Raw genomic sequence first — 24,951 nt, forward strand, 5'->3', positions numbered from 1 at the left:
CGCCCCCTTACGCCTTCTCGATGTTAACTAAAAACGCTTTATATTCCGGCGTTTGCGAGTTTGCATCACCGACGTTTGGCGTCAGGGTATTTGCGATATAGCCTTTCTGCGCAACCCCTTCAAAGCCCCAGTGCAGCGGGATACCCACCGTTTCAACCTGCTGACCGTTAACGTGCAGCGTCCGCAGACGGCGTGTAACGACGGCCACCGCACGAATAAATCCGCGCTGGCTGCTGACCGTGACACGATCGCCGTTGGCAATGCCTTTGGCGGCGGCAAGGGTATCGCTGATTTCCACAAACTGTTCCGGCTGCGCAATGGCATTCAGCAACGCGTGTTTGGTCCAGGTATGGAAATGTTCGGTCAGGCGATAGGTCGTGCCGACATACGGGAATTTGTCTTTTTTGCCTAAGCGCTGGACATCTTCTTCGTAAATGCGCACGACCGGACTGGAAACCACGTTCGGATGCAGCGGGTTTGTGCCCAGAGGCGTTTCCATCGGCTCATAGTGTTCCGGGAACGGCCCTTCTGCCAGTTTGTCGAGCGCGAACAGACGCCCCAACCCTTCCGGCTGCATGATGAACGGTCCGGTGGCACTTCCTGGCGGCGCGGTGTTGAAGTCCGGGATATCGTTCCCCGTCCATTTCGCCCCGTTCCACTGGATCAGCATGCGTTTCGGATCCCACGGTTTGCCGTTGATATCAGCAGAGGCGCGGTTATACAACACGCGGCGGTTCAGTGGCCATGCCCATGCCCAACCCAACGTATTCCCCAGGCCTGACGGATCGGCGTTGTCGCGGTTAGCCATCTGGTTACCCTGCTCCGTCCAGCTACCGGTGTAAATCCAGCAGGAGGAGGACGTGGTACCGTCGTCGCGTAACTGCGCAAAACTGCTCAGCAACTGGCCTTTTTTCGCCATCAGCACACCATTGGCGTCATAGAGATCTTCCAGCGCGTAGCCGTTGTTCTCTTTCGCCACTTCTTCGGATTCCGGATGGTCTGGCTGCTTGTAGTTCCAGCGCATTCTGAGTAGCGGTTCGACCCCTTTACCCCCTTCCGTGCGGTACATCTCACGCAGACGATGATAAATACCAGCAAGGATCTGACCGTCGTTACGCGCCTCGCCCGGAGCGTCTTGCCCTTTCCAGTGCCACTGCAGCCAGCGTCCCGAGTTGGCAATCGAGCCGTCTTCTTCAGCGAAACAGGTGGACGGCAGACGGAATACTTCGGTCTGAATCGACGCCGGATCGACATCGTTCGACTCGCCGTGGTTCTGCCAGAAGGTCGAGGTTTCAGTCACCAGTGGATCGATAACAACCATATACTTCAGCTTGCTCAGGCTGCGAACCACTTTGTTTTTGTCCGGGAACGACGCAACCGGGTTGAAGCCCTGACAGATATAGCCGGTGACTTTCCCGTTATCCATCATGTTGAAGTATTTAATGACGTCGTAGGCCTGGTCCCACTTCGGTAACCAGTCAAAACCCCAGTCGTTCTCTTTCTGCGCCGCATCGCCGTAGAAAGCTTTCATCAGGCTGACGGCAAACTTCGGATAGTTACTCCAGTAGTTCACCTGATCGGCAAGCGTCGCTTTCGGCGTATTCGCATTCAGCCACGTCTGCCAGTCGCTGTGTTTTTCTGACGGCAGCGTCAGATAACCCGGCAGGCTGGTAGAGAGCAGGCCGAGATCGGTTAAGCCCTGAATGTTAGAGTGACCACGCAGGGCGTTAACACCCCCCCCTGCCATCCCCATGTTGCCGAGCAGCAACTGGATCATCGCCATGGTTCGGATGTTCTGTGCCCCAACGGTGTGCTGTGTCCAGCCCAACGCATACAGGAAGGTTGTCGTACGATCCGCTGCGCTGGTGGAGGCCAGCACTTCACAGACCTTCAGGAAGTCCGCTTTTGGCGTACCGCAGATGTTTTCCACCACGTCTGGCGTGTAGCGGGAAACGTGTTGTTTCAACAGGTTCCAGACGCAGCGTGGGTGCGACAGCGTTTCATCGCGTTTGGCATAGCCATTTTCATCGAACTGATAGTTCCAGGACGATTTATCGTACTGCCGTTTTTGGGCGTCGTAGCCGCTGAACAATCCATCTTCAAAAGCAAAATCATCCCGCACCAGCAGGCTGGCGTTGGTGTAATGCTTAACGTACTCGGCGTTGATTTTGTTGTTTTCGATCAGATACAGCAAAACGCCGGACAGGAAGGTAATGTCCGTGCCGGAACGAATCGGCGCGTAGATATCCGCAACCGAGGCTGTACGGGTAAAGCGTGGGTCAACAACAATCAGCGTGGCGTCATTGTTGTTCTTCGCTTCCATCGCCCAGCGGAATCCGACCGGGTGGGCTTCCGCGGCGTTACCGCCCATCACCATCACGACGTTAGCGTTTTTAATATCAACCCAGTGGTTGGTCATCGCGCCGCGACCAAATGTTGGAGCAAGACTTGCTACCGTTGGTCCGTGTCAGACGCGCGCCTGGTTGTCTACTGCCAGCATCCCGAGGGAACGCACAAATTTTTGCGTCAGCATGCCGGTTTCGTTACTGGCTGCGGAGGCGCAGAGCATCCCCGTAGAGAGCCAGCGGTTTACCGTTACGCCCTGCTCGTTCTTTTCAATAAAGTTGGCGTCTCGGTCTGCTTTCATTAATTTCGCAATGCGGGTAAAAGCATCATCCCAGCTAATGCGCTGCCATTTGTCAGAACCCGGCGCGCGATATTCCGGGTAACGCAGGCGATTTTCGCTGTGGACATAGTCCAGAAGCCCGGCACCTTTCGGGCACAATGCGCCCCGACTCACCGGATGATCGGAATCCCCTTCGATATGATAAATCGCTTCTTTGGCGTTTTTTGCTCCATCTCCCAGGCTATACATTAATAGCCCACAACCTACGGAACAGTATGTGCAGGTGTTTCGAATCTCTTTCGCGCGTAGCAGTTTATAATTTCGCGATTGAGCCAGCGCCAGCTTCGGGGTAAATCCCAGAGCCGCTACCGTTGTCCCAGCCATACCGCCCGCGCAGATTTTAAAAAACTTTCTGCGGCTGACGTCCATTGCTTTCCTCTTTTTTCCAGAGTGGTATTCCCGCGAGGAAACTATCAGCTATATCCCTGCGTTTATTGCGTCAAATCAATAACGAAACGGTTCCGCTACTAATTAATCCCTTTTGCCTGCTTTATATACCACTAAGGGAGTAACCCCTATCCGCAATCACCTGGCCTTTGCTGCCAAAAAAGTGCTATATATTTCAGCTGGTTTTTAAACATGGCCTGGGGAACGGCAAACAGAATGACAAAACAGAAAGCAACGCTAATTGGGCTGATTGCGATAGTGCTATGGAGCACAATGGTCGGCCTGATTCGTGGCGTCAGCGAGGGACTTGGGCCCGTAGGGGGTGCAGCAGCCATTTATTCTTTAAGTGGACTTCTGCTGATATTTACCGTTGGGTTCCCGAATATCCGCCGCTTCCCTGTTGGTTATCTCATCGCCGGCAGTCTGCTGTTTGTCAGTTACGAAATATGCCTGTCATTATCGCTCGGTTACGCAACCACCCGGCATCAGGCAATAGAGGTTGGCATGGTCAATTATTTATGGCCCAGCCTGACGATTCTGTTTGCGATATTATTTAATGGTCAAAAAACCAACTGGATTATAGTGCCAGGGTTAATTCTCGCCCTGACGGGAGTCTGCTGGGTCCTTGGCGGTGAGAATGGCCTTAATATCGACGAAATCATCCACAACGTCACCGGCAACCCATTAAGCTATTTCCTGGCTTTTCTTGGTGCCTTTATCTGGGCGACCTACTGTACTGTCACCAATAAATATGCGCGTGGTTTTAATGGTATTACGGTATTTGTCCTGCTTACCGCGTTGAGCTTATGGATACATTATTTCCTCACACCACAACCAGAAATGATGTTCAGTACCCCCGTGGTGATTAAGCTGTTTTCTGCTGCATTAACGCTCGGGTTCGCCTATGCCGCCTGGAACGTAGGTATTCTTCATGGCAATGTCACTATTATGGCCGTAGGCTCCTATTTCACGCCGGTTCTCTCTTCTGCGCTTGCCGCCGTTTTGCTGAGCGCCCCCCTGTCATTCTCATTCTGGCAGGGAGCGATAATGGTTTGCGTCGGTTCACTGCTGTGCTGGGTCGCGACCATACGGGCATAAAGTCACTTCCGGGCCGCTGACCGCTATTTTGCGACCCGGCACGTCATCCCGCCCTCTGTATAAATTCAGACTCTGATTCGGAATATTCGAAATAATATCAATATTCTTATTCTTTCTTCTTAAAAATACTGCGCTAATCTTATTTAGTGGCGACTTAAAAATTTAACACCACGTTAAATTTATGATAAGTATATGCTAAATAATATTGTTTCTATGCATATTTTCAACTGTTTACTTGTATATAATTAATGTAGCTAATTATCAAAAGACACACCAGTGACGCATATATAGTTTTCAATGAAAATATTGCATATCAGTTTATTCCTAAGTGAAATTAATTAAACCCTCTCTTTTATAGCGATCTAGATCACACAACTATAAATATTCGGTAATGAGATGAAACTTATTATTGAATTAGTACTGCTGCGTAATTTAAAAATAGCTTGCCATTGATAAGCACCATTCTCAGCAATGGTCAGGAATCACATTAAGAAAATTATAAGGATTATTAACAATGAAACTTAAATTAGTTGCAGTGGCAGTGACCAGCCTGTTGGCAGCGGGCGTCGTTAATGCGGCAGAAGTTTATAACAAAGACGGCAACAAACTCGATCTGTACGGTAAAGTTACCGCTCTGCACTACTTCTCTGACAATAGCGGCGATGATGGCGACAAAACTTATGCTCGTCTGGGCTTCAAAGGCGAAACTCAGATCAACGACCAACTGACCGGTTTCGGCCAGTGGGAATATGAATTCAAAGGTAACAACACCGAAGCTAACGGCACCAAAGGCAACAAAACCCGTCTGGCTTTTGCTGGTCTGAAATTCGACCAGTACGGTTCTCTGGACTATGGCCGTAACTACGGTGTTGCTTATGACATCGGCGCATGGACCGACGTTCTGCCTGAGTTCGGTGGTGATACCTGGACCCAGACTGATGCATTCATGACTGCGCGTACTACTGGCGTTGCGACTTACCGTAATACCGACTTCTTCGGTCTGGTTGAAGGTCTGAACTTCGCTGCGCAGTATCAGGGTAAAAACGAAAACTCTCGTAACCCGACTCAGGCGAACGGCGACGGCTATGGTCTGTCCACCACTTATGAGTACGAAGGTTTCGGCGTTGGTGCCACCTATGCGAAGTCTGACCGTACTGACGACCAGGTTGCTTATGGCAACAACAGCCTGAACGCTTCTGGTGAAACAGCTGAAGTTTGGGCGGCTGGCCTGAAATATGATGCGAACAACATCTATTTAGCGACCACCTACTCTGAAACTCGCAACATGACTGTGTTTGGTGATGACCACATCGCTAACAAAGCGCAGAACTTCGAAGTTGTTGCTCAGTATCAGTTCGACTTCGGTCTGCGTCCGTCCATCGCTTACCTGAAATCCAAAGGTAAAGATATGGGTGCATGGGGCGACCAGGATCTGGTTGAATACGTTGACGTTGGCGCGACCTACTACTTCAACAAAAACATGTCTACCTATGTTGATTACAAAATCAACCTGATCGACGACAGCAACTTTACCAATGCTGCTGGCGTAGGCACTGACGACATCGTTGCAGTGGGTCTGACCTATCAGTTCTAATCTGAACTGTGCGTGATACAAAACCAGCCCTATGGGCTGGTTTTTTTTCCCGATATGCAACCGGTCATAAGGAGTATGCCGTGCAAACCTATACAGGACGTTGCCTCTGTGGGCAGAGCCATTTTACCGTTGATGTCGAATCCCTCGATGTTTACGCCTGTCACTGTACGCTGTGTCAGAAATGGTCCGGCGGTATTGCGATGTATCTCGAAGCCAGCGGCCAGCCAATGATGGATCCCGATGCGCCCGACCCCTCACACTTTTCCTCATCCTCACATGGCGTTCGTTATTTCTGTTCAGGCTGCGGCTGTCCGCTGTGGTTCAAGCTGACTGATACGTCACGCATTTTTATTCCGTGGACGTTACTGGAACTGAATGAATTTGATACCCGTCGCCTGATCCTTGCAGCCGAAATCTATACCGAAACGCAGCCTGCTTTCTGGCGTTTGACCGGGCAATACGCACGTCTGAGCGGTAAAGAGGTTGAGGCGTTAGATAACCTCTGCCAATTGACGCACTAGTTCAGTCCCGTTCTCTCTTTGCCAGACTAAACCACATGCCGATGGCTAATATAATTAGCATCCCGCCCGCACTGGTTAACGCTACGCTATGCGACCACGTAAAGGCCTCCTTCGCGGCCGACAGGATTTCTTCGCCGAGCGAGGAAGGCAGCAGCTGCGCTAACTGTACCGCTTCCCCCATTGATGACGAGGCACGCGCGATCTCTTCTTGCGTGAGCCCTTCTGGCAAACTGATCGAAGCCGAAAAGCTCCGACTAAGTAACAGTCCAAAAATAGCGATCCCCAACCCTGCGCCTAATTCGTAGGCCATGGTTTCAATCGCGCCCGCCGACGCGGCTTTGTCCACTGGCGCGGCAGCCATAATCGCCGCGGTTGAAGCCAGCAACGCATTGGCGGCACTGAAGCCTAACAGCGCCATCAACGCCCACGCCTGAAGCTGCTGCGTGCTGAAATCTGTTGCCGCCAGGCCAAAGAAGCTCAGCGCGCTCAGGGACATGCCGCCTGTCGCGACGCTGCGCAACCCCAACCGCGTCACCAACACGCCAGCCACGGGACCGCTGAATCCGCTCGCCAGCATGACGGGGAGCATAAACATTCCTGCCTCCCATGGCGTCAGGCCGTGAACAAACTGAAGTTCCTGCGCCATCAAAATCTCAAAACCGACCAGAGTAATCATGGCCGTCATCGCCATCACCACGCCGCTCAGGATAATTCGATGAGTGAACAGCCGCATATCAATCATAGGACGCGATGCGGCAAGCTGAATTCGCACAAACAGCGTCAGCAAGAGCGCGCCCATTGCCAGCGCCAGCACGATCGCGCCTATGGCAACATGGCCTTTTAGCGCCGTTTTTGCGCTATAAACCAGCAGCAGGATCGCCATTATCAGCATGATCGCATGAGCAAAATTAAGCGGCTGGTCGCGAAGTCCCTTCTGAGACGGAACAAAACGGACAGTCAGCCCCAGCACAACCAGAACAATCGGCACGTTGATAAGAAATACCGATCCCCAATAAAAATGTTCCAGTAGCATCCCCCCGACGAGCGGACCAAATGCTGCCCCGCCCGATCCTACGGCAGCCCATACGCCAAGCGCTATGTTCCGCTGACGCGTGGTCGCAAACGTGCTGCGAATGCCTGCCAGCGTTGCTGGAACAATCATCGCCGCGCCTACCGCCAGCGCCGCCCGCGCCAGAATTAGCCAACCTGCGCTTCCGGCAAGCGCGGCCGCCAGCGAAGCCAGGCCAAACAAGCTTCCCCCCAACAGCAGCAGCCGCTTGTAGCCGATACGGTCGCCGAGCGCGCCCATCGGCAGAACCATCCCGGCCATCACCAGTGAGTAAATATCAATGATCCACAGCAGCTCGTTACCGGTCGCGCCCAATGTCATGCTCAGCGTGGGTGCAGCCACGTGCAGCACCGTTGCATCGATCGCAACAGGTATGTAGACCAGAACAATAATCACGAGCGTTAGCCACTGACGAAACATAAATCTCCCGAAATAACAAAATTGGACACTTGTCCAGATTTGCGATCCTACGGAAAATTGAACGCATGTCCAACTTTTTGTTACACTGTCGCCACTGCAAGACGGGGGAAATATGAGCTATTTGACCAAAGATGAACGCCGTGAAGTTATTCTCCAGGCGGCGATTCGCGTCGCGCTGGAAGACGGCTTTACGGGAATGACGGTAAGAAGGATTGCCAGTGAAGCCCAGGTCGCTACCGGCCAGGTGCATCATCATTTTGCCTCTGCGGGAGAGCTTAAATCATTAGCCTTTGTCCGCCTGATACGTACCCTTCTTGATGCCGAACTGGTGGGCGAAAACGCTACCTGGCGCGAACGCCTGCATTCCATGCTCGGTAGCGATGACGGCGGATTTGAGCCCTATATTAAGCTCTGGCGGGAAGCGCAGATCCTTGCGGATAAAGATCCGGAAATCAAAAGCGCTTATCTTCTGACGATGCGCATGTGGCACAAGGAGACAACCACGATTATTGAAAGCGGCATAGCCGCCGGAGAGTTTACGACAGCCTCCACACCGGAGGATATTGCCTGGCGTCTGATTGCTCTGGTCTGCGGACTTGATGGAATGTACGTTCTGGGTATCCAGGAGATGGAAGATCCCGCATTCGAACGGCATCTACAGAAAGCCATCTCGCTTGAACTTTTCTCCTGAGGTACGCGAGAGACAGAGAAAGACAGTTTTAATTTACATTTAGTAACACTTACGTAACTTCTTATTTCCCCTTCGCTCCGCCCGGATGCGCTTTTTTATCTATCCTTTCATTCATTATTAATAAAGATTTCTAATTATTCCTGAAACGGCGTAATTCATTTTGCCGCTATGACTTCCTTTTTTTCATGATCCCCGTGTGCATGTGAGGACAATATGGCACAACAAAATGAGAAAAATAATCGTTACCTTTTGAGCAACTGGAAGCCGGAAAATCCGGCGTTTTGGGAAAATAAAGGAAAGCACATTGCCAGGAGAAACCTTTGCATCTCAGTCGCTTGCCTGCTCCTCGCGTTCTGCGTCTGGATGCTGTTTAGCGCCGTCGCCGTCAATCTGAATAAAATTGGTTTTAATTTCACAACCGACCAGCTTTTTTTATTAACTGCGCTGCCTTCTCTTTCTGGTGCAATATTACGCGTTCCCTACTCCTTTATGGTGCCTTTATTTGGAGGGCGTCGCTGGACGGTATTTAGCACAGCAATCCTTATCATTCCTTGCGTCTGGCTTGGGTTTGCCGTGCAAAATTCAACCACCCCTTTCGAGGTATTTATCATCATTGCCCTCCTGTGTGGATTTGCGGGCGCGAACTTTGCCTCGAGCATGGGAAATATCAGCTTCTTTTTCCCGAAATCGAAGCAAGGCAGCGCGTTGGGGGTTAACGGCGGGCTGGGCAACCTCGGCGTTAGCGTGATGCAGCTTGTTGCTCCATTGGTGATCTTCCTGCCGATGTTTACCTTCCTCGGTGTACAGGGCGTGCCGCAGCCGGATGGTTCGCTCCTTTCGCTGGCAAACGCCGCCTGGTTCTGGGTGCCTCTGCTGGCGCTTGCGACGATTGCCGCCTGGTTTGGTACCAACGACATCGCCAGTTCCAGAGCCTCTATCGCCTCTCAGCTTCCGGTACTTAAGCGCTTTCACCTCTGGCTATTAAGCCTGCTCTATCTGGCAACTTTTGGTTCCTTCATCGGCTTTTCCGCCGGTTTTGCCATGCTGGCGAAAACGCAGTTCCCGGATGTGAATATCCTGCAACTGGCATTTTTTGGGCCATTTGTCGGCGCGCTGGCGCGTTCGGCGGGCGGGGTCATCTCCGATAAGTTCGGCGGCGTGCGGGTGACGCTGATTAATTTCATCTTTATGGCACTGTTCTCCGCGCTGTTGTTCCTGACGTTGCCAGGTTCCGGCTCTGGCAGCTTTATCGCCTTTTACCTGGTGTTTATGGGGCTATTCCTGACGGCAGGCCTGGGCAGCGGTTCCACGTTCCAGATGATCGCCGTCATCTTCCGACAGTTGACCATCTATAAGGTGAAACTACGCGGCGGCAGCGATGAGCAGGCGCAGCGCGAAGCCATTACTGATACCGCGGCGGCACTGGGTTTTATTTCCGCTATTGGTGCGGTTGGCGGTTTTTTTATTCCTAAGGCCTTTGGCACCTCGCTGGCGATGACCGGTTCTCCCGTCGGCGCCATGAAAATCTTTCTGGTGTTTTACATCGTTTGCGTGCTGGTGACCTGGCTGGTGTATGGACGCCGTAAACCTAAACAACAATAACAACATATTCATCGCCGTTTTGTAGGCCGGACAAGCGTAGCGCCATCCGGCAATCTTATCGGAGCAGGAGAAATGTCATGAGCAAGCTATTGGATCGCTTCCGCTATTTTAAAGATAAAGGCGACACTTTTGCTGATGGTCACGGTCAGGTCATGCACACTAACCGGGACTGGGAGGACAGCTATCGTCAACGCTGGCAGTACGACAAGATTGTCCGCTCGACTCACGGGGTTAACTGCACTGGCTCCTGCAGCTGGAAGATTTACGTGAAGAACGGTCTGGTCACATGGGAAACCCAGCAGACCGACTACCCGCGAACGCGGCCGGATTTGCCAAACCACGAGCCGCGCGGCTGTCCTCGCGGGGCCAGTTACTCCTGGTATTTGTATAGCGCTAACCGCCTCAAATATCCGCTGGTGCGAAAACGTTTGATTGAATTATGGCGTGAAGCGCTGACTCAGTGCAGCGATCCGGTGCTGGCATGGGAATCGATCATGAACGACCCGCAAAAGTGCATGAGCTACAAACAAGTGCGCGGACGCGGTGGTTTCATTCGTTCCAACTGGAAAGAGCTGAATCAACTGATTGCCGCTGCAAACGTCTGGACTATAAAGACCTATGGTCCTGACCGCGTGGCGGGGTTTTCCCCCATTCCGGCGATGTCGATGGTGTCTTATGCCGCCGGAACACGCTATCTTTCGCTGCTCGGCGGCACCTGTCTGAGTTTCTACGACTGGTACTGCGACCTACCGCCCGCCTCGCCAATGACCTGGGGCGAGCAGACTGACGTGCCGGAATCCGCCGACTGGTACAACTCCAGCTATATCATTGCCTGGGGTTCGAACGTGCCACAGACGCGCACACCTGACGCCCACTTCTTCACTGAAGTGCGCTATAAAGGGACCAAAACCGTCGCTATAACGCCTGATTTTTCAGAAGTTGCTAAGCTCAGCGATCAATGGCTTGCGCCGAAACAAGGCACCGACAGTGCCCTGGCAATGGCGATGGGACACGTCATCCTCAAAGAGTTTCACCTCGATAACCCCAGCGATTATTTCCTCAACTACTGCCGCCGCTATACCGATATGCCCATGCTGGTGTTACTGGATGACCGTGACGACGGTAGCTTTGCCCCCGGCCGCATGATGCGCGCTTCAGATCTACTCGACGGTCTTGGTGAAACTAACAATCCTGAGTGGAAAACTGTCGCTTACAGCAGTTCGGGGCAACTCGTGGTCCCTAACGGTTCAATTGGCTTTCGCTGGGGCGAAAAAGGCAAATGGAACCTGGAATCCCTTGCCGCTGGCGCACAAACCGAGTTGTCGCTCTCGCTGCTCGGTCAACACGACGATGTTCTGGGCGTCGCGTTCCCCTATTTTGGTGGCAACGAGAACCCCCATTTCCGCAGCGTAAAGCAGGAACCCATACTGGTGCGCCAACTTCCGGTTAAATACCTGACGCTAGCCAATGGACGTCGTTGCCCGGTGGTCAGCGTTTACGATTTGGTTCTCGCTAACTATGGTCTCGATCGTGGACTGGAAGACCCCCACGCGGCGACCGACTATACGGAAATCAAGGCCTATACGCCGGCATGGGCAGAGCAAATTACCGGCGTCCCGCGTCATCATATCGCTACGATTGCCCGCGAATTTGCGGATACCGCGCATAAAACCCACGGTCGTTCGATGATTATCCTCGGTGCTGGTGTCAACCACTGGTATCACATGGACATGAACTATCGCGGGATGATCAACATCCTTGTGTTCTGCGGTTGTGTCGGGCAAAGCGGTGGCGGCTGGGCGCACTATGTCGGACAGGAAAAACTGCGGCCGCAGACCGGCTGGCTGCCGCTGGCATTTGCGCTGGACTGGAACCGTCCGCCACGTCAGATGAACAGCACCTCCTTCTTCTACAATCACTCCAGTCAGTGGCGCTATGAAAAGCTGACCGCGCAGGAGTTACTCTCGCCGCTGGCTGATGCCACACAATTCAGCGGACATTTGATCGATTTCAACGTGCGAGCTGAGCGCATGGGCTGGCTACCCTCAGCGCCACAGCTCAATGTCAACCCGTTGACGATTAAAGCCCATGCAGAGAAAAGCGGGTTATCCCCGGCGGATTATACCGCGCAGGCACTGAAATCAGGCGATATCCGTTTTGCCTGTGAACAGCCGGACAGCGGTAAGAATCACCCGCGCAACCTGTTTGTCTGGCGCTCTAACCTGCTCGGTTCTTCCGGCAAAGGCCATGAGTACATGCTCAAATATCTACTGGGTACTGAAAGCGGCATCCAGGGCGAGGCGCTGGGCTCAAGCGAAGGGATCAAGCCTGAAGAGGTTGAGTGGCAGTCAGCCGCCATTGAGGGCAAGCTTGACCTGCTGGTGACCCTTGATTTCCGTATGTCGAGCACCTGTCTGTTCTCCGATATTGTTCTGCCCACCGCGACCTGGTACGAAAAAGACGACATGAACACCTCGGATATGCATCCGTTTATTCATCCGCTTTCAGCGGCGGTCGATCCGGCATGGGAATCGCGTAGCGACTGGGAAATCTACAAGGGCATTGCCAAAGTATTTTCTGAAGTGTGCGTCGGCCATCTCGGCCAGGAAACCGACGTCGTGCTGCAACCGCTGCTGCATGACTCGCCGGCGGAGTTATCGCAACCCTTTGATATTCAGGACTGGCGTAAAAATGAGTGCGATCTCATCCCGGGCAAAACCGCACCGAATATCGCCGTGGTGGAACGCGACTACCCCGCCACCTGGGAGCGCTTTACGTCCCTCGGGCCGTTGATGGATAAGCTGGGTAACGGCGGCAAAGGCATCTCCTGGAATACCCAGGCGGAGGTCGATTTCCTTGGCAAACTCAACTACACCAAGCGTGAAGGCCCGGCGAAAGGCCGCCCGCTGATCGACACCGCGCTGGATGCCTCCGAAGTGATCCTCGCGCTGGCCCCTGAAACTAACGGTCAGGTGGCGGTGAAGGCCTGGGAAGCGCTCGGGGCGCTGACCGGACGTGAACATACCCACCTCGCGCTGAACAAGGAAGATGAGAAGATCCGCTTCCGCGATATCCAGGCACAGCCGCGTAAAATAATCTCAAGTCCGACATGGTCTGGACTGGAAAGTGAGCATGTTTCCTATAACGCCGGTTATACCAACGTACATGAGCTAATTCCCTGGCGCACCCTGTCCGGTCGCCAGCAGCTCTATCAGGATCACCAATGGATGCGTGCCTTTGGCGAAAGTCTTGTGGCCTATCGTCCGCCCATTGACACCCGCAGCGTCACCCAGATGCGCGACGTCCCGCCAAACGGGTTCCCGGAAAAGGCGCTTAACTTCCTGACACCGCATCAGAAATGGGGTATCCACTCCACCTACAGCGAGAACCTGTTAATGCTGACGCTATCCCGTGGTGGCCCCATTGTCTGGATCAGCGAAACGGATGCGAAAGAACTTGGCATTGAAGACAACGACTGGATTGAAGCGTTTAACGCTAACGGCGCACTCACCGCCCGAGCGGTGGTCAGCCAGCGCGTACCGCCCGGCATGACCATGATGTATCACGCGCAGGAGCGAATCATGAACATCCCAGGCTCGGAGGTCACTGGTCTGCGTGGGGGTATCCACAACTCTGTGACCCGCGTCTGTCCGAAACCAACGCACATGATCGGTGGTTACGCCCAGTTGGCCTGGAGTTTCAACTATTACGGCACCGTCGGCTCGAATCGCGACGAGTTCATCATGATTCGAAAAATGAAGAATATCGACTGGCTGGATGATGAAGGTCGGGATCAGGTACAGGAGGCGAAAAAATGAAAATACGCTCACAGGTCGGCATGGTACTGAATCTCGATAAGTGTATTGGTTGTCACACCTGCTCGGTCACCTGTAAGAACGTGTGGACGGGACGTGAAGGCATGGAATACGCGTGGTTTAACAACGTCGAAACCAAGCCGGGAATTGGCTATCCCAAGAACTGGGAAGATCAGGAAGAGTGGCAAGGCGGTTGGGTTCGCGACGTGAATGGCAAGATAAGACCGCGTCTGGGCGGCAAGATGGGCGTGATCACGAAAATTTTTGCCAACCCGGTCATTCCTCAAATCGATGATTATTATGAGCCGTTTACCTTCGACTATCAGCACCTGCACAGCGCGCCGGAGGGAAAACATCAGCCTACCGCCCGTCCCCGTTCGCTGATTGACGGCAAGCGAATGGACAAAATTATCTGGGGGCCAAACTGGGAAGAGTTGCTCGGCGGCGAGTTCGAAAAGCGCGCCCGCGACCGCAACTTCGACAAGATCCAAAAGGAGATGTACGGCCAGTTTGAAAACACGTTCATGATGTATCTGCCACGCTTGTGTGAGCACTGCCTGAACCCCAGTTGCGTCGCCACCTGTCCGAGCGGTGCCATCTATAAACGCGAAGAAGACGGTATTGTGCTGATCGACCAGGACAAATGCCGCGGCTGGCGTTTGTGCATCAGTGGCTGCCCATACAAGAAAATTTACTTCAACTGGAAAAGCGGTAAATCAGAGAAATGTATCTTCTGCTATCCGCGAATTGAATCCGGACAGCCGACCGTCTGTTCTGAAACCTGCGTCGGACGCATTCGCTATCTTGGCGTACTGTTGTACGACGCCGACCGTATTGAAGAAGCGGCGAGCACCGAACACGAAACCGATCTCTATGAGCGTCAGTGCGATGTATTCCTTAACCCGAACGATCCGGCAGTGATTGAAGAAGCGCTGAAACAGGGCATTCCGCAAAACGTCATCGAGGCGGCGCAGCGCTCACCGGTGTACAAAATGGCGATGGACTGGAAGCTGGCGCTACCGCTGCACCCGGAATATCGCACCCTGCCGATGGTCTGGTACGTGCCGCCGCTGTCACCGATCCAGTCTTACGCCGACGCCGGCGGCTTACCGCAGTCCGAAGGCGTACTTCCTGCCATTGAGAGTCTGCGGATCCCGGTGCAATATCTTGCCAATATGCTCAGTGCGGGCGATACCGGTCCGGTGCTTCGGGCACTGAAACGCATGATGGCCATGCGCCACTATATGCGTTCTCAAACCGTAGAAGGCGTAACCGACACCCGCGCGATTGATGAAGTCGGCTTAAGCGTCGAGCAAGTGGAAGATATGTATCGTTACCTGGCGATCGCCAACTACGAGGATCGCTTTGTGATCCCGACCAGCCACCGCGAAATGGCGCGCGACGCCTTCCCGGAACGCAACGGCTGCGGTTTCACTTTTGGCGACGGCTGTCATGGTTCCGACACCAAATTCAACCTGTTTAACAGTAGCCGTATCGACGCCATTAATATCACCGAAGTACGTGATAAGGCGGAGGGCGAATAATGCAAATCCTTAAAGTGATTGGCCTGCTGCTGGAATATCCGGACGAGCTGCTATGGGAATGTAAAGACGATGCGCTTGCTCTGATACGTCACGACGCGCCGATGCTCGCGGAATTCACCCGCGAGCTATTAGACGCCCCGTTGCTGGATAAACAGGCCGAATGGTGTGAAGTGTTTGACCGTGGCAGAGCCACTTCGCTGCTGCTGTTTGAACACGTCCATGCAGAGTCCCGCGATCGCGGTCAGGCGATGGTCGACCTGCTGGCACAATATGAAAAGGTCGGCCTCCAGCTCAACTGTCGCGAACTTCCGGACCACCTTCCGTTGTATCTCGAATACCTGAGCGTACTGCCGGAGGCGCAAGCGCGTGAGGGATTACTGAATGTCGCGCCCATCCTCGCGCTACTCGGCGGTCGCCTGAAACAGCGCGGTACGCCGTGGTATCAACTCTTTGACGCCCTGCTGGCACTGGCAGGCAGCCCGCTTTCCAGTGACAGTGTCACGCAACAGGTTGATAAAGAGACGCGCGATGACACTCGCCAGGCGCTGGATGCGGTCTGGGAAGAGGAACAGGTGAAATTCATCGAAGATAACGCCACAGCCTGTGACAGCTCACCGTTGCAGCAATATCAACGACGCTTTAGCCAGGACGTTGCGCCGCAGTATGTTGACGTCAGTGCGGGAGGCCCGAAATGATACAGTACCTGAACATCTTTTTTTACGATATCTACCCCTACATCTGCGCGACGGTCTTTTTCCTCGGCAGTTGGTTGCGCTACGACTACGGACAATATACCTGGCGTGCGTCATCCAGCCAGATGCTGGACAAACGTGGGATGGTGGTATGGTCGAATCTCTTCCACATCGGCATTCTGGGGATCTTCTTCGGTCATCTGTTTGGTATGTTGACTCCGCACTGGATGTACGCCTGGTTCCTGCCGGTTGCGGTGAAACAGCAGATGGCAATGATCCTCGGCGGCGTTTGCGGTGTGCTCACGCTGATTGGCGGCGCGGGACTGCTCTGGCGTCGCCTGACCAATCAACGCGTGCGTGCAACGTCAACGACGCCGGATATCATTATCATGAGCATCCTGCTGATTCAGTGCCTGCTGGGGTTAAGCACCATTCCGTTTTCGGCACAATATCCGGACGGCAGCGAAATGATGAAGCTGGTGGGCTGGGCGCAAAGCATTGTGACCTTCCGTGGCGGATCGTCTGAGATGCTCACCGGCGTGGCGTTTGTTTTCCGCGTCCATCTGGTGCTTGGCATGACGATTTTCCTGCTCTTCCCGTTCACCCGTCTGGTTCACGTCTGGAGCGCCCCGTTCGAGTATTTCACCCGCCGCTATCAGATAGTCCGTTCCCATTGGCGAACTGAAAGCCGGCGTTGAAGGCCAACTGACGAAGAACGTCGCCCTGTGGGGTAACGTGGCGCAGCAGGTTGGTGACAAAGGTTACAGCGATACCTCTGCAATGCTGGGTGTGAAAGTCGCGTTCTGATGCGTAATGCCGGGTGGTGGCTTCGCCTTACCCGGCCTACAACGGCACAAGCCCGTAGGCCGGATAAGACGCGTAGCGTCGCCATCCGGCATTTTACACGTTATGATGTGTCTCCACTTCAGGGAGAACGCTAATGAAACCACAGGTTTACCACGTCGATGCCTTCACTAAAACCCCCTTCCGTGGCAACTCCGCTGGCGTCGTTTTACATGCAGACAGCCTGAGTGAAGCGCAGATGCAGCTTATTGCCCGCGAACTACGCCACTCTGAAACCGCATTTTTGCTGCAAAGCGACGACAGCGATGTCCGCATCCGCTATTTTACGCCTACGGTCGAAGTCCCGATCTGCGGACACGCCACCGTTGCAGCGCACTATGTTCGCTCGACGGTACTGGGGCTGGGAAACACTACCGTCTGGCAGACCTCGCTGGCGGGGCGTCATCGGGTGGAGATCCGTCATTCGGAGAATGATTATCGTATTTCGCTGGAACAAGGCGTTCCCTCTTTTGAGCCGCCTCTGGAAGGTGAAACGCGGGCAGAAATCATCCGTGCGCTGCGATTAACAGAAGGCGATATGCTGCCCGGATTGCCGATTCAGGTCGCCTCAACCGGACATTCAAAGGTCATGATCCCGCTGAAGCCTTCGGTGGATATTGACGCCCTTGCCCCGGATCTTGATGCGCTTTGCGCTATCAGCGCGCGGATTGGTTGCAATGGATTCTTCCCGTTCCAGATCCGTCCAGGAAAAAACGAAACCGATGGACGCATGTTTTCACCTGCAATCGGCATTATTGAAGATCCGGTGACTGGTAATGCGAATGGTCCAATGGGGGCCTGGTTGGTGCATCACAATCTACTGCCCCATGACGGAAAAACCTTGCATGTGAAAGGACATCAGGGGCGCGCGCTGGGGCGAGATGGCATCGTTGAAATCGACGTGGCGATCCGCGACAACCAACCCGAAAAAGTGACAATTACCGGCAACGCGGTGATTTTGTTTCACGCTGAGTGGGCGATAGCATTTTAATTTGTAGCCCAACACTGCTCTCGCTGTTGGGCTTTTTGTCTTTATTATCGATTACTGTTCTCATTTAAGATCTTAAATTTTTTCCTTAAATAACTATATTTGGCCCCCTCCCTAAACTTAGCATTTATATTACTGCCGCTGTTCCCTCCCTGCGTGTGCCTCTTCAGATAATTAATATTTTTTCATTTGCCATTCTATTGCCACAGCAACAGAATGTTCTTTTATCATTTCTCACTCCAGGCAAGAGATAATAAAAAGCGTTGAAATTAATGCTTTCGCAAATAGTCACCAAACGGTAAACATATATTATTATGAATATACAAGCTATATCATTAGGTTTGAAACCTAATAAAATCGCACTAGTATTAAGCGTATTATTAGCAACAACAACATTCACCTCCCATTCTGCACCCGTCAAATACATTATCGATAGTAATACTGCCAGTGATGCACGGACGGTATCTATCCATAATGGAGATGAGGTTGGACGAATTGATATTAGCGTCGCTGATGGTCGCGTTAATTTTGACGATAATGTCACCATGAACAGCGCCGGTGTGGTTAACACCGCCGGCTCAGAAAACGTCTGGTTCGCCTATCTGAAGGCTGGCGAGTTGAATCTGGGAAACCACTTTACCCTTAATTTCAACCCACTAACGGACGAGACGTATGATTCTGCAGACGGCATTGGCCTGTATGGAACCGGCAAACTAACGGCTGAAAACCTCACATTCAATAACGTGAATGATGATTATGAAGCGGATTTACTTTATGTCGGTGAAAATGCACAAGCCGATCTTAAAGGCCTGACAACAATCAGAGGCGGCGGCATTAGTGCGGGTTCCGGCGGCGTGTTAAATGCTGAGAACATCGACATTGCATTCGCCCGTCCAAGTACAGACACCGAAGACACAACCGATGCCGGCATGTCACTTTGGGGCGGTAAGGTTAATATTACCGGTGACGCCGCCATTAATATTGTCTCACCGTCATATTATCTGGAAGGTATTCGTACTTATACCGATCTCGAAATTGCAGGTCATACTGATATTCAGTTAACCAGCAATTCCACCGAACGATATGCGGACGTCACGGCTATTCTGATGTTTGATCCGATCCCAAACTCTGTTCAAACCGGTAAGCGTACCTTTAATGATGTCAATATCAAAACGCGAAGCACTACCGAGAAGGGTTATTCGGATGGCGTTTTGTACCTCGGCGGCAGCGGTGGTCCTACTGAGCTCAACATCAACAGAATTAATATTGATGCTGCAGGTAACGATATCGTTCGTGGGATCTATTTATGGGACAATAACCCCAGCGGGACGGCGAAGGTGCGTATTAAGGACGCCACCATTAAATTATCAGGCAATGATAAGGCTTCGCTTTGGGGCTTCTTTAGTGCAAACGTCACGGAGGGAGACGATCGGTTCAACTGGGACGCGGATACTGTCGTCGGTAACATTCGTATCACCTCTGAAGGCGGTAAAGATGCTTACATGCTTTATCAGGCCGATGCCCTCTTTACAGGCGATGTCACTCTGGGTGACAAGAATGCGTATGACTCCGTTGCCGGTACCCTTTATTCCATCTATGGTCGCTGGGGTTCAACAGATATCACGCAAAACAACAAACTGGTTGCCTGGGGCAGAATGCAAGTCAAGGGCGATCACGCGATTAATATCATTTCTGGCGACAACTCTTACATTTACGGCGATACGGTCATTGAGGAACAGGGTGCCATTAATATCGCGCTGAACGGCAGCAACAGTCAGTGGGATATGGTTGGCGATTCCACCGTTACGACACTGTCATTACAAGACGCGACGCTGAACTATCTGCCCGGTAACGCAGAGGCTCGCACGCTGACGCGTCAAGCCCCTACCTTCAAAACCCTGACGGTGAATGACGATTATGTGGGCAACAACGGCAATATCGTTATGAACACGCAACTGGGTGATGACACTTCACCTACCGATCGCCTGATCGTCAAGGGAAACACCGCCGGCACAACGAATGTGAAAGTGGTTAACGCGGGCGGTACGGGTGATTACACCATAAATGGTATTGAGCTGATTACGGTTGAAGGCAACTCTGAAGGCGAGTTTAAACAAGATGGCCGTATCGTGGCCGGGGCTTATGACTACACCCTGCAACGGGGTGAAGACCAGAATGCGAAAAACTGGTATCTGAGCAACGCGCTGCCCGGTACGGATCCAGCCTTCCAGGACCCTAACGACCCACAAACCCCGGTTGATTCCGCCATTCGTCCGGAAGCCGGTCTGTACGGCATGAACCTGCAGGCCGCCAACACTCTGTTCAATACCCGTTTGCAGGATCGTCTGGGCGAAACCCACTACGTGGATGCACTGACCGGCGAGAAAGCGGTCACCAGTATGTGGCTGCGCAACGTCGGCGGTCATACCCGCCAGAAAGACAGCAGCGGTCAACTGGAGATGCAGGCGAACCGTTATGTGATGCAACTCGGTGGTGATATCGCGCAGTGGTCTTCTGACAACGCGGACCGTTTCCACCTCGGCCTGATGGCCGGTTATGCCAACCAGAAAGCCCGCGCGGAAAACCAGCGTAACGGTAACCGTGCCGACGGCAGCATCAGCGGTTACAGCGTCGGTCTGTACGGCACCTGGCTGCAGGACAACGAAACCCATGAAGGCGCGTACGTTGATACCTGGGCGCAGTATGGCTGGTTCGATAACTCCGTTTCCGGTCGTGGCATGGAGTCTGAAGAGTACGACTCTAAAGGTTTCACCGCGTCAGTGGAATCCGGCTACACCTGGAAACTGGCGGACATCAGCGAGCGTAACGCGCTGTATATCCAGCCTAAAGCGCAGGTCACCTGGATGGGCGTGAAGGCAGACGATCACAAAGAAACCAACGGCACCCGCGTTGAAGGGAAAGGCGACGGCAACATCCAGACCCGTCTGGGCGTGCGTCTGTACGGCCAGGGCCACAATAAACTGGACGACGGTAAAGACCGCACCTTCCAGCCGTTTGTGGAAGCGAACTGGATCCACAACACCAAAGACTTCGGTGTCTCGATGAACGGTGAGAATGTCGATCTGGACGGCACCCGTAACATTGGTGAACTGAAAGCCGGCGTTGAAGGCCAACTGACGAAGAACGTCGCCCTGTGGGGTAACGTGGCGCAGCAGGTTGGTGACAAAGGTTACAGCGATACCTCTGCGATGTTAGGTGTGAAAGTCGCGTTCTGATGCGTAATGCCGGGTGGCGGCTTCGCCTTACCCGGCCTACAACGGCACGAGCCCGTAGGCCGGATAAGACGCGTAGCGTCGCCATCCGGCACTTATGCTACTTTCCTGCCTCCGGGTGCGTATCAAATGCCGCCATCACCCTTGCCAGCTCAGCTTCCGTAAAACCATGCTTTGCGTCCGTCACGCCAAGCCCAAAACGCGACTGGATCACCGCGTACAGCGACGCGACGTCCGGCAGATTTACCTGCTCAACCGCCCCGCCATTTTCATAATGGGTAAAATGAAAATTGGTCAACGTCAGTTTGCCGCCGTCAGGTAAATGGCGGCACATCAGCAGATGGTGGCGAAAGTGAGACTGTGGCCAGTGCGCCGACCAAAAATTACCTATCACATAGTCGCTTTGATGCTGCATCACCAGATCGAAGCGATACATCGACTGCCAGTGTTCATGATGGCGAAACTGCAGGATCCAGTCGTTTTCCTCTTGCAGCAAACGATACTCACCGTGCGGCGTCTGCTGAACAATATCGGCCTGTAAACGAATCGGCGCGGTGAGCGTCTGACCGCCAAAACCCACATCCGCTATCCACTGTTCGTCTTCCAGTTCAACCAGCAACAAACGATGCGTGCGCGGCGGTAAGGTTGGTGGATTCGATAACACCACGCGGCCCAGGAGACTACGAACGCTAAACCCCAGCTCCCGCAGCACGCGTTCAAAGACGCCGTTTTGCTCAAAGCAGTAGCCCCCGCGACACGCCGAAATGAGTTTATCCTCAAGCGAGCGATCGTCCAGGTGCATTTCGCGCGGCAGTAAAACGTCCAGGTTTTCGAACGGGATCGTGCAGTTATGCAGCAAATGCAGCGCCCGCAGCGTCTCAATATTCACTTCGGCACGCCCGGACCAGTTCAGACGAGCAAAATAAGCATTCAGGACAGGAGTCATCAAAATTCCATCAGTATCTCTTAATTGATTAGCCGAGTATAAACGATGCCTCAGAGAGTGAGGCACACTTCTTTCTGGAGTGGCACATCGCGCGTTTTCATTAATACTTGGAATACACACGATGAGGCCATCTTATGAATCGATTCCATCCCGTTGAATTAAAACATGCCAGCCGTTTGCTCAACCACGGTCCAACGGTGCTGATCACCAGCCGGGATGACATGAGCGGCAGGCGCAATGTGATGGCGGCGGCGTGGTCAATGCCCGTTGAGTTTGAACCGCCGCGTATTGCGATTGTGGTGGATAAAACCACCTGGACCCGTGAGTTAATCGAACACAGCGGAATATTTGGCATTGTGATCCCCGGCGTCGCCGCAACAAACTGGACCTGGGCAGTGGGTAGCGTTTCGGGTCGCGAGGAAGATAAATTCAATTGCTATGGTATTCCGGTGGTTAACGGTCCCGTTCTGGGGCTTCCGCTGGTCGAAGAAAAATGCCTTGCATGGATGGAATGCCGCCTTTTGCCTGCAACGGCAGCGCAGGAGAAATACGACACCTTATTTGGCGAAGTGGTTGCCGCTGCCGCCGATCCCCGGGTTTTTGAGAATGGTCGCTGGTTATTTGACGATGACAAACTCAACACGCTTCACCACCTCGGCGCGGGTACCTTTGTCACCAGCGGCAGACGGATAACCGCTGGGTAAGCGCATTTGTTTGAAGTCTTTTCACATGCTGTAGCCCGGTTTTTTTATCAGCGTTTCCATGTGCGGGGCAATTTCAGTATCCCAAACGCCCTGCCACTCCTGCTCCGGGATCTCCGTCAGCGCCACGCTCACCGAACGCTCTTTACTCTTCAAATGACGAATAATCACGTCGGTAATTTCTGCGGCCAGCGCCGCCTTCTCGTTTTCATTCAGAGCGCGGGGAAAACATTTGATATCAACATGCGGCATAGCGGGTTCCTGTTTTGAAAGGGTTAGATAATGCCATTATTTTTTAGCACACTGCGCAGCGCGGGTAACTGACAAACGGCGTCGGCAATAGCGCTGATGTTAGGGGTATTTTCCTGAAACCAGTCCGAGCCAGGCCCCCAGGTGCGCATCGCGCAGAGATAACAGTCTATCAGGGTTAACTGTTCACCAAACGCCCAGGGTTCCGCACTGAGCTGATCGTTGAGCCACAGAAAGAGCGATTTGCGGTATTCGATGCAGTTTTTTTTCAACTGTTCCGGCGCGTCTGGCGCCCAGCGTTCCGGGTAGTCGGCATAGGTATACGTCGGGTAAACGTTCGCCACCAACCAGACAAGCAGACGCTGAAACATGTTGGCGCTCCGTGCGTCCAACGGGCGGAGCAAGATCGGGACGTCGGTCAAGAACCATTAGCGCAATGGCCGCGGTTTCGGTCATCACCTCACCGTTTTCCAGCGTCAACGTGGGAACCTGACATAAAGGATTCATTTTTAGCAGGAGATCGCGCTGCGGCCCTTCACGATCAAAACCGCTGACATCAACAAACCGGTAAGGAATTTCTGCCAGCGTCAGCATTAATTCACTGATTGTCGATCCCCAGCCGGGTGCGCCATAAATCTTTATCATGCTTCCTCCCCCAACCTCAAAACAGTAAGTGTAGAGCAGCCTGTCATGCGTGGGGGAAGATTTCAGCAGGCCAACGGGTCATTACGTTGGCCCTTAAATTACAGCGCGATGCGAATCACATCATCGGGTTGCGTGGCTTCCTGTTCGCGCGTGGATTTTTGCTTCACGCTAACGTAAAGGGTTTTGCCATCGGCAGAGAGTGCCAGGCTGTTCGGGTAGGTAGGGGTATCAATCGTTTTCACCACCTTGTAGTTTTTTGCGTCAATCACGCTGACCTTGCCCGCCTGACGATGCGTCACATAGGCTTCGTTACGCGCCGGGTTAAACAGCACGGCCAGTGATTCAGGCGCAGCGACTTTTGCCAGTACGTTGCCGTCACGGGTGTCAACGACCAGCACTTCAGCAGCTTTTGAATCGGTTACAAACGCGCGATGCCCGGCGGTATCGAGGCTCAGGTTGATAAAGAAGTGCTCTTTATCGTCATCCATCAGCTTTTTGCGGCTAAGGATTTTGTTGGTTGTTGTGTCGATGGTGATAAATTCGCCGTCTGCATTGGTGGTATACAGACGCTTAGCTTTGCTGTCGATCGCCAGACCCGTGCTCATCTTGCCGGTGTTCTGGATGGTGTTTTTCAGGGCAATTTTTTCGCCGTCGATTACCCAAATCACGCTCTCTTTACCGATACCAGTAATGTAAACCGTATTCGTGGCTTCATCGGCGACCAGTTGACGTGGCTGCAGTGGGCGCACGTCTTCAGAACGCTTACGGGCGTCAAGAACGACGCGCCCTTTCACTTCACTGGTTTTCGCATCAATGGCCGTCACCGCGCTGTTCACAGTATTGCCAATCCACAGCGTCTGGGTTGCAGTATTGAGGGTTGCGCCAAACGGCTTCAGATCGTTATGGATGGTTTGAGTGACTTCCAGCGTAACGGGATCCAAACGGTAGATAATCCCACCTTTATCCAGCTTGCGGCTTTGTGAGGTGGCAAGCCACAGCGCATTTTCCTGCTGGCTGTAGGCCATTTCGTAGGCTCCTTTACCCACGCCTTTACGCAGTAACTCTTCTGCCGCCTGGACGTTAAAAGAAGAAGCGATGAGCAGTGAACCTAACAGCACAGAACTCCGCAGACGCGGCGAAAACAGATGACGAAAATGCATGACGACTCCCTTTGATACGAAAATATAGTTTGCTGCTTCACAAGGCTTCGATGAGCAAAATCATGGT

General features: G+C 53.0%; 19 protein-coding genes and 1 pseudogene. 13 read left to right on the forward strand and 7 right to left on the reverse strand.

The annotated features are described in order from the left end of the window. Window positions 1–7: 7 nt before the first annotated feature. A complete protein-coding gene (fdnG, locus tag HVY19_RS10040) occupies window positions 8–3,055 on the reverse strand; it encodes a formate dehydrogenase-N subunit alpha (protein ID WP_181684154.1) in 3,048 nt (1,015 codons plus the stop codon). Between the two features lie 234 nt (window positions 3,056–3,289). Here fdnG and yddG point away from each other — a divergent pair, with 234 nt between their 5' ends. The 3 genes from yddG (at window position 3,290) to HVY19_RS10055 (ending at window position 6,286) form a co-directional block, all read left to right on the forward strand. After that, entirely contained in the window at window positions 3,290–4,171 is an 882-nt protein-coding gene (gene yddG, locus HVY19_RS10045) for an aromatic amino acid efflux DMT transporter YddG (protein ID WP_181684155.1), read from the forward strand. A gap of 514 nt (window positions 4,172–4,685) precedes the next feature. Then, window positions 4,686–5,765, forward strand: a complete 1,080-nt coding sequence (gene ompC, locus HVY19_RS10050) for a porin OmpC (protein ID WP_181684156.1) — start codon at window positions 4,686–4,688, stop codon at window positions 5,763–5,765. 200 nt (window positions 5,766–5,965) lie between these two features. After that, window positions 5,966–6,286 (forward strand): GFA family protein, encoded by a 321-nt coding sequence (locus HVY19_RS10055; protein ID WP_249419112.1) that lies wholly within the window; start codon window positions 5,966–5,968, stop codon window positions 6,284–6,286. A 1-nt stretch (window position 6,287) separates the two neighbouring features. On the opposite strand, the gene HVY19_RS10060 is transcribed toward HVY19_RS10055, so the two are convergent. Then, window positions 6,288–7,775 carry an MFS transporter gene (locus HVY19_RS10060; protein ID WP_181684158.1) on the reverse strand — a complete coding sequence of 496 codons (1,488 nt, stop codon included), beginning with the start codon at window positions 7,773–7,775 and terminating at the stop codon, window positions 6,288–6,290. Window positions 7,776–7,887: 112 nt separating this feature from the next. Between HVY19_RS10060 and HVY19_RS10065 the strand changes: the two genes are divergently transcribed. The 8 genes from HVY19_RS10065 to HVY19_RS10100 all read left to right on the forward strand — a co-directional run bounded on the left by HVY19_RS10065 (window position 7,888) and on the right by HVY19_RS10100 (window position 17,953). Continuing rightward, window positions 7,888–8,466, forward strand: a complete 579-nt coding sequence (locus HVY19_RS10065) for a TetR family transcriptional regulator (RefSeq protein WP_181684159.1) — start codon at window positions 7,888–7,890, stop codon at window positions 8,464–8,466. Between the two features lie 213 nt (window positions 8,467–8,679). Next, window positions 8,680–10,068: a NarK family nitrate/nitrite MFS transporter gene (locus HVY19_RS10070; protein WP_181684160.1), complete on the forward strand. Its 1,389-nt coding sequence runs from the start codon at window positions 8,680–8,682 to the stop codon at window positions 10,066–10,068. Between the two features lie 77 nt (window positions 10,069–10,145). Next, complete coding sequence (locus HVY19_RS10075; RefSeq protein ID WP_181684161.1) at window positions 10,146–13,886, forward strand: nitrate reductase subunit alpha; 3,741 nt, start codon at window positions 10,146–10,148, stop codon at window positions 13,884–13,886. After that, a complete protein-coding gene (narH, locus tag HVY19_RS10080; RefSeq protein WP_181684162.1) occupies window positions 13,883–15,427 on the forward strand; it encodes a nitrate reductase subunit beta in 1,545 nt (514 codons plus the stop codon). Before HVY19_RS10075 ends, narH begins: the two co-directional genes overlap by 4 nt. Next, the gene (gene narW / locus HVY19_RS10085) at window positions 15,427–16,122 is read left to right on the forward strand and encodes a nitrate reductase molybdenum cofactor assembly chaperone (RefSeq protein ID WP_181684163.1); all 696 of its coding nucleotides are present in this window, start codon (window positions 15,427–15,429) and stop codon (window positions 16,120–16,122) included. The genes narH and narW overlap by 1 nt, the downstream gene beginning before the upstream one ends. Further along, the gene (gene narI / locus HVY19_RS10090; RefSeq protein ID WP_181684164.1) at window positions 16,119–16,817 is read left to right on the forward strand and encodes a respiratory nitrate reductase subunit gamma; all 699 of its coding nucleotides are present in this window, start codon (window positions 16,119–16,121) and stop codon (window positions 16,815–16,817) included. The genes narW and narI overlap by 4 nt, the downstream gene beginning before the upstream one ends. Window positions 16,818–16,854: 37 nt before the next feature. Then, window positions 16,855–16,926, forward strand: coding sequence for a hypothetical protein (locus HVY19_RS20755; protein ID WP_249419113.1), 72 nt, complete (start codon window positions 16,855–16,857; stop codon window positions 16,924–16,926). Between the two features lie 133 nt (window positions 16,927–17,059). Then, complete coding sequence (locus HVY19_RS10100) at window positions 17,060–17,953, forward strand: PhzF family isomerase (RefSeq protein ID WP_181684165.1); 894 nt, start codon at window positions 17,060–17,062, stop codon at window positions 17,951–17,953. 163 nt (window positions 17,954–18,116) lie between these two features. Here HVY19_RS10100 and HVY19_RS20760 read toward each other — a convergent pair whose 3' ends face one another. Next, window positions 18,117–18,497: a hypothetical protein gene (locus HVY19_RS20760; protein ID WP_249419104.1), complete on the reverse strand. Its 381-nt coding sequence runs from the start codon at window positions 18,495–18,497 to the stop codon at window positions 18,117–18,119. On the opposite strand from HVY19_RS20760, the gene HVY19_RS10105 reads away from it, so the two are divergent. Next, window positions 18,496–21,186, forward strand: a complete 2,691-nt coding sequence (locus HVY19_RS10105; protein WP_249419105.1) for an autotransporter outer membrane beta-barrel domain-containing protein — start codon at window positions 18,496–18,498, stop codon at window positions 21,184–21,186. The two genes, HVY19_RS20760 and HVY19_RS10105, sit on opposite strands and share 2 nt — an antisense overlap. 97 nt (window positions 21,187–21,283) lie before the next feature. On the opposite strand, the gene nhoA is transcribed toward HVY19_RS10105, so the two are convergent. Then, a complete protein-coding gene (nhoA, locus tag HVY19_RS10110) occupies window positions 21,284–22,129 on the reverse strand; it encodes an N-hydroxyarylamine O-acetyltransferase (RefSeq protein WP_181684167.1) in 846 nt (281 codons plus the stop codon). A gap of 134 nt (window positions 22,130–22,263) precedes the next feature. Here nhoA and HVY19_RS10115 point away from each other — a divergent pair, with 134 nt between their 5' ends. Then, a complete protein-coding gene (locus tag HVY19_RS10115; RefSeq protein ID WP_181684168.1) occupies window positions 22,264–22,833 on the forward strand; it encodes a flavin reductase family protein in 570 nt (189 codons plus the stop codon). A gap of 21 nt (window positions 22,834–22,854) precedes the next feature. On the opposite strand, the gene pptA is transcribed toward HVY19_RS10115, so the two are convergent. From pptA to HVY19_RS10130, 3 genes and pseudogenes are all read right to left on the reverse strand, one after another. After that, complete coding sequence (gene pptA, locus HVY19_RS10120; protein ID WP_181684169.1) at window positions 22,855–23,082, reverse strand: tautomerase PptA; 228 nt, start codon at window positions 23,080–23,082, stop codon at window positions 22,855–22,857. A gap of 23 nt (window positions 23,083–23,105) precedes the next feature. After that, a pseudogene (locus tag HVY19_RS10125) lies at window positions 23,106–23,724 on the reverse strand (glutathione S-transferase family protein). A 98-nt stretch (window positions 23,725–23,822) separates the two neighbouring features. After that, window positions 23,823–24,884: a YncE family protein gene (locus tag HVY19_RS10130; RefSeq protein ID WP_181684170.1), complete on the reverse strand. Its 1,062-nt coding sequence runs from the start codon at window positions 24,882–24,884 to the stop codon at window positions 23,823–23,825. Between the last annotated feature and the right edge of the window lie 67 nt (window positions 24,885–24,951).

Origin of the sequence: Citrobacter sp. RHB25-C09, assembly GCF_013836145.1 — a bacterium.
Taxonomy (GTDB): Bacteria; Pseudomonadota; Gammaproteobacteria; order Enterobacterales; family Enterobacteriaceae; genus Citrobacter_A.